Here is a 4,836-nt window from a genome sequence, read left to right on the forward strand (position 1 = left end):
CCGTCGAAGATGTTGAAGCGGTGGACTATTCCAAGTTTGGAGCACTCATTACGGCGGGCACTGTGTTTGCGGCTGAGCCATCGCGTACAGCCACTTTTCGAGCTTTTGAGTTGGCAAAGGCCGCAGGCTTGCCGATCATCTTTGACGTGGATTACCGGCCTTATTCCTGGCCCTCGCCCGAAGTCGCAGCCGATGTGCTGAGCCGCGCGGCAGAGACGTCAGACATGATCGTGGGCAATGATGAAGAATTCGGCTTTATGGCAGGCGGCATGGACAAGGGACAGGCCAAGGCCAGAGCATTGTCAGAGGCGACCGCCGAAATTGTGATCTACAAGATGGGTGAGAACGGCGCCGTCACTTACGCGAGTGGTGAAGAAATCACCACTGGCATCTACCCGGTTACAGCGGTCAAGCCAAACGGAGCAGGGGACGCGTTCATGGCGGGCCTCATGACTGGAATGGCCGATGGGCGCGATTTGACAACTGCGATCCTCCGTGGGTCGGCTTGCGCCTCAATCACCGTCTCGCAACCGGGCTGTGCACCCGCGATGCCGACGCCTGATCTGCTTGATGATTTCCTGACCAACCATCCCGGTCCGACACCAACATAAAAAGGAGGCACACCGATGCATATCGCGCCTTACGACAATGAGAACAAACCGATCGTGGATGCCGATGACCCGACCGTCCCGCTCAACTATTTTAACATTGTGAAGCTGAAAAAGGGCGAGGTGTTCGAGTATGCTGTGCCGGGATACGAGACCTGCATCGTGCCCGCGACCGGGACTGTTGATGTGAACGTCGAAGGGTTCAAAGCGGACGCTTTGGGCGGGCGTGGTGTGGATGTCTGGGACGGTGAGCCCGAGGGGGTCTATGTCCCCACGGCGGCCAAAGCCGAGATGGTCTGTATGTCGGATGAGGCTGAAGTGTTCGTGGCGGGAGCCAAGTACGACAAGGCGCTAGAGGCGTTTGCAGTGCGCAATGACGAGCTGGATCTGGTCCAATACGGCTCAGACGACACGAAAACCCATCGCAAGATCAAACATATCCTGGGCACTAAGTACCACGACAAGGTCGGTCGCCTGTTGGTGTCCGAGCTCTTCACAGTGGGGCAGGGCGGTTGGTCCGGTTTCCCCAGCCACAAGCACGACACCGACCGGTCCGAAGACGGCGAGATCATTGAGACGCGCCATGACGAGACCTACAACTTCCGCTTCCGTCCCAACCACGGCTCGGGCGTGCAGATGCTGCAACGCAATGACAACACTGCGGGCGACGCCTATCACATCGTGGACGGCTCCACGATCTGCCTCGATAACGGGTACCACCCCTGTGCGGTGCTGCCCGGTTACGAGATGTATTACTTCACCATCCTGGGTGGTCTGAGCCAGCGGAGCTTGGTGCAGTACTTCCAACCCACCCATGCCTACCAGATCGAAACGATCCCTGGCATCAAGGATATGATCGCGAAGTTTAAATGATGTACTACCGCCCGGCGGCACCGCCGGGCAGCCCCCGACCGCCCCCCTGGGCGGGGGCTACACCCCCACCCGCGGTCGGGGCCCGCCATCAGTTCGAAAGATATGCCACTCGTAACACTCTCTGATGTTCTTCGTCCTGCTTTGACCCAAGGCTATGCTGTTGCCGGTCTGGTCACGTTGGGCTGGGAAGACATGCGCGCCTACGTTGCGGCGGCTGAGGCAGAAGGCTGCCCCGTAATCCTGCAGGCGGGACCGTCCTGCCGGGAACACACGCCCCTCCAGGTGCTTGGCAAGATGTTCCGGCATCTGGCCGAAGGTGCAAGCGTGCCAGTTGTCGCTCACCTTGACCATGGATACACATTCGACGAGTGCAAAGAGGCGCTCGATAGCGGCTTCACGTCACTCATGTTTGATGGGTCGCGGAAGCCGCTGGCCGAGAACGTTGCTGAAACTGCGGCGATTGCCGAGATGGCACACAAGGCCGGAATTTCCTGCGAAGGTGAGATCGGGTTCGTCGGTTATGACAACGGTGAGGCGTCGGCGGGTACAGCTCCGGAAGAAGCTGCGCGTTTCTGCCGCGAGACGGGCGTGGATGCCATGGCGATTTCCGTTGGTAACGTGCATCTGCAGACCGATCAATCAGGCGGCTTGGATGAAGAACGCATCGCTGCCATTCAGGCGGTCACCGATGTACCTTTGGTCATCCATGGTGGGTCAGGCGTGCCCGCCGCACAGCGCCGCAAGCTCGCGACCCAAACCAATATCTGTAAGTTCAACATCGGGACTGAGCTGCGCCAAGCTTTTGGCAACGCGCTTCGCGATGCCGTGAACAGCGACCCCGACCGCTTCGATCGAGTGCAAATCTTGAAAGATACGCACGATCCGGTGGTCGCCGCCACGCGCACTGTCTTGAAGACAATGAGAGGCTAAGTCCATGATCAACATCGCACTTTTGGGCTGTGGCCGTATCGGGCAAGTCCACGCGCGCAGCCTGATGGGATTGGAAGGCGCTCAGGTCGCGGCTGTTGCTGACGCCATGCCAGAAGCTGCCAATGCGCTTGCTGGGCGGACCGGCGCTCAGGTCATGGGAATCGAAGACATTCTTGCGGCCCCGGACATCGACGCGGTGGTTATTGGCACACCGACGACCACGCATTACGACCTCATTCACGGGGCAGCGCGGGCAGGCAAGGCGATCTTCTGCGAAAAACCCATCGACCTGAACGCGGCGCGCATCCGCGATTGTCTTGCGGTGGTCGAGCAGCACTCAGTACCCTTCTTTATTGCATTCAATCGCCGTTTCGACCCGAATTTCCGTGCCCTCAAAGGGCAAATCGATGAGGGCCGCATCGGGAAGGTCGAGATGGTGACAATCCTGTCGCGGGATCCGTCGCCGCCACCCATCGGATACATCAAGACATCCGGTGGTCTCTTCCGCGATATGATGATCCACGATCTTGATATGGCCCGCTATATGCTTGGCGAAGACCCGGTGGAAATCTTTGCCCATGGTTCGTGCCTTGTGGACCCTGAAATCGGACAGGCCGGGGATGTGGACACCGCGATGGTCAGCTTGCGCACAGCGTCGGGCAAGCTTTGCCAGATATCGAATTCCCGTCGCGCGACCTATGGCTACGATCAGCGCATTGAAGTGCACGGAGAAACGGGCATGCTTCGGGCAGACAACGTTCTGACCTCGACCGTTGAAGTGTCCGATGCGCAGGGTTTCACCCGTGCGCCAACCGAACCGTTTTTCCTTGAACGCTATGCGGCCGCATACACCGCAGAGATGCAGCATTTCGTCGAGGTGGTCGCGGCCGGAACTTCGCCAAATCCAAGTGGTATTGATGGATACAAGGCACAGGTGATGGCGGATGCGGCACAAGCCTCTTACGAAAGTGGCCTGTCACAGGCGCTGGCATTCGACTGATCGTCAGATTGCAGCGCTGTAGGTTCGATCATCGGATTTTTCGTTCTGGTCGGCTGCCAGTGTGCCAGCGATCATCCGCACCAGTGGATGAGCCCAGCGCACAATGCTGAGAGTCTTGCCGTTCCATGTTACGGCATCGCCGAAGCGTTCAACGATGTGCAGGATCGCGGTCAGGATGACCTGATCTGCCAACTGCGTGTTGGACAGTGTTGCGGTATGGTAGCACATCAACTGTTCGACCAGATCGGCTTTCAGATGGTCCATGTCACTCAATTCATAACCGCGCCAAACAGTGGACTGCCCGGCTTCGACCTGCGCGGCGTACTTGCCGGTGACTGGAATATTCTGTGCAAATCCTTGCGGGTAGGTTGAAATGGCTGATGCGCCCAACCCGATGAGGTAAGGAGCCCTGTCGTCGGTGTATCCCTGGAACGAACGAGTCAGGCGCTTGTCGAAATAGGCTTTGGCCAACGCATCGTCAGGCCGTGCGAAGTGATCAATGCCGATCTGAACATAGCCTTGGCCGAGAAGCGTCCTGCGGGCCAGATCAAACAGGGCAAGGCGTTGTTCTGGTTTGGGCAGGGCATCACTGGGGATCAGTGATTGGCGTTTGGACATCCATGGAACGTGTGCATATCCAAAAAGCGCAATCCGCCCAGGATTCATGTCCAGCGCTGCTTCGAGGGTTGCCGACAGCGTCTTCTCGGTCTGGAAGGGCAATCCATAGAGCAGATCGAAATTCAGCGCGTTGATTTCAAGATCGCGCAATTGCCTGACAACGTCGGCCGTCAAACGACGCGATTGCTGTCGGCCAATTGCCTTTTGTACTTGAGGATCGAAATCCTGGATGCCCAGGCTGGCCCGAGACAGTCCATGCTTTTTCAGCATTGCCAGTCGTTTTGGGCCAACATCCGTAGGGTCCACCTCGACCGAGAATTCCTCGAGTTGGTTGAGATCCCAAATGTCATTCAGGCCAGTCAACAAGCGGTCCAGCAGGGCCGAAGATAGAATCGTTGGCGTCCCGCCACCAAGGTGCAGGCGCCGTGGGCGAACCGCGTTTACAAAGCCGTTGCGGGTCGTCTGTGCTTCGGCCAAAATCCGCTCAACATACGGTGCCAACGGGGCATCATTTCTCGTCCCTTGAGTTCGGCACGCGCAAAACCAGCAAAGTCTGCGGCAAAAGGGAATGTGGACATACAGCGAAATCTCTGCATCCTCTTGCGCAGTAGATTGCCAAATGCGCACGCATTTCTCGTCGACAGCATCGCTGAACCAATTCGCAGGCGGATAGCTGGTAAAACGCGGCACCTTGGCGTCAAAGAGCCCATGGCGGCGGAGGTCGAATACGTGTTTCATAGATCCAGACTCAGTGATCTGTCAGCCCCACGCATTGACACAGATCAACGGAGGGATTGATGAACAAGG

The 4,836-nt window shown here is 57.9% G+C and carries 5 protein-coding genes; 4 read left to right on the top strand and 1 reads right to left on the bottom strand.

Annotated features, from left to right (window positions below; translation table 11 throughout):
* The 4 genes from AC6RA8_RS09285 to iolG form a co-directional block, all read left to right on the top strand.
* Window positions 1-611: PfkB family carbohydrate kinase (locus AC6RA8_RS09285; RefSeq protein WP_500352257.1), on the top strand; the 611-nt coding region annotated here is incomplete at its 5' end.
* A 15-nt stretch (window positions 612-626) separates the two neighbouring features.
* Window positions 627-1,481 carry a 5-deoxy-glucuronate isomerase gene (locus AC6RA8_RS09290; protein WP_500352259.1) on the top strand — a complete coding sequence of 285 codons (855 nt, stop codon included), beginning with the start codon at window positions 627-629 and terminating at the stop codon, window positions 1,479-1,481.
* A gap of 102 nt (window positions 1,482-1,583) precedes the next feature.
* Window positions 1,584-2,411, top strand: coding sequence for a class II fructose-bisphosphate aldolase (locus AC6RA8_RS09295; RefSeq protein ID WP_500352261.1), 828 nt, complete (start codon window positions 1,584-1,586; stop codon window positions 2,409-2,411).
* Between the two features lie 4 nt (window positions 2,412-2,415).
* The gene (iolG, locus tag AC6RA8_RS09300) at window positions 2,416-3,411 is read left to right on the top strand and encodes an inositol 2-dehydrogenase (RefSeq protein ID WP_500352262.1); all 996 of its coding nucleotides are present in this window, start codon (window positions 2,416-2,418) and stop codon (window positions 3,409-3,411) included.
* A 3-nt stretch (window positions 3,412-3,414) separates the two neighbouring features.
* Here iolG and hemN read toward each other — a convergent pair whose 3' ends face one another.
* Window positions 3,415-4,767 (bottom strand): oxygen-independent coproporphyrinogen III oxidase, encoded by a 1,353-nt coding sequence (gene hemN, locus AC6RA8_RS09305; protein ID WP_500352264.1) that lies wholly within the window; start codon window positions 4,765-4,767, stop codon window positions 3,415-3,417.
* Window positions 4,768-4,836: the final 69 nt, after the last annotated feature.

It is taken from the genome of Tateyamaria sp. (assembly GCF_059783535.1).

Coding starts and splice junctions, on each gene's coding strand:
- iolG (WP_500352262.1), top strand. CDS start 2,416: ATGATCAACATCGCACTTTTGGGCTGTGGCCGTATCGGGCAAGTCCAC.
- hemN (WP_500352264.1), bottom strand. CDS start 4,767: ATGAAACACGTATTCGACCTCCGCCGCCATGGGCTCTTTGACGCCAAG.
- AC6RA8_RS09290 (WP_500352259.1), top strand. CDS start 627: ATGCATATCGCGCCTTACGACAATGAGAACAAACCGATCGTGGATGCC.
- AC6RA8_RS09295 (WP_500352261.1), top strand. CDS start 1,584: ATGCCACTCGTAACACTCTCTGATGTTCTTCGTCCTGCTTTGACCCAA.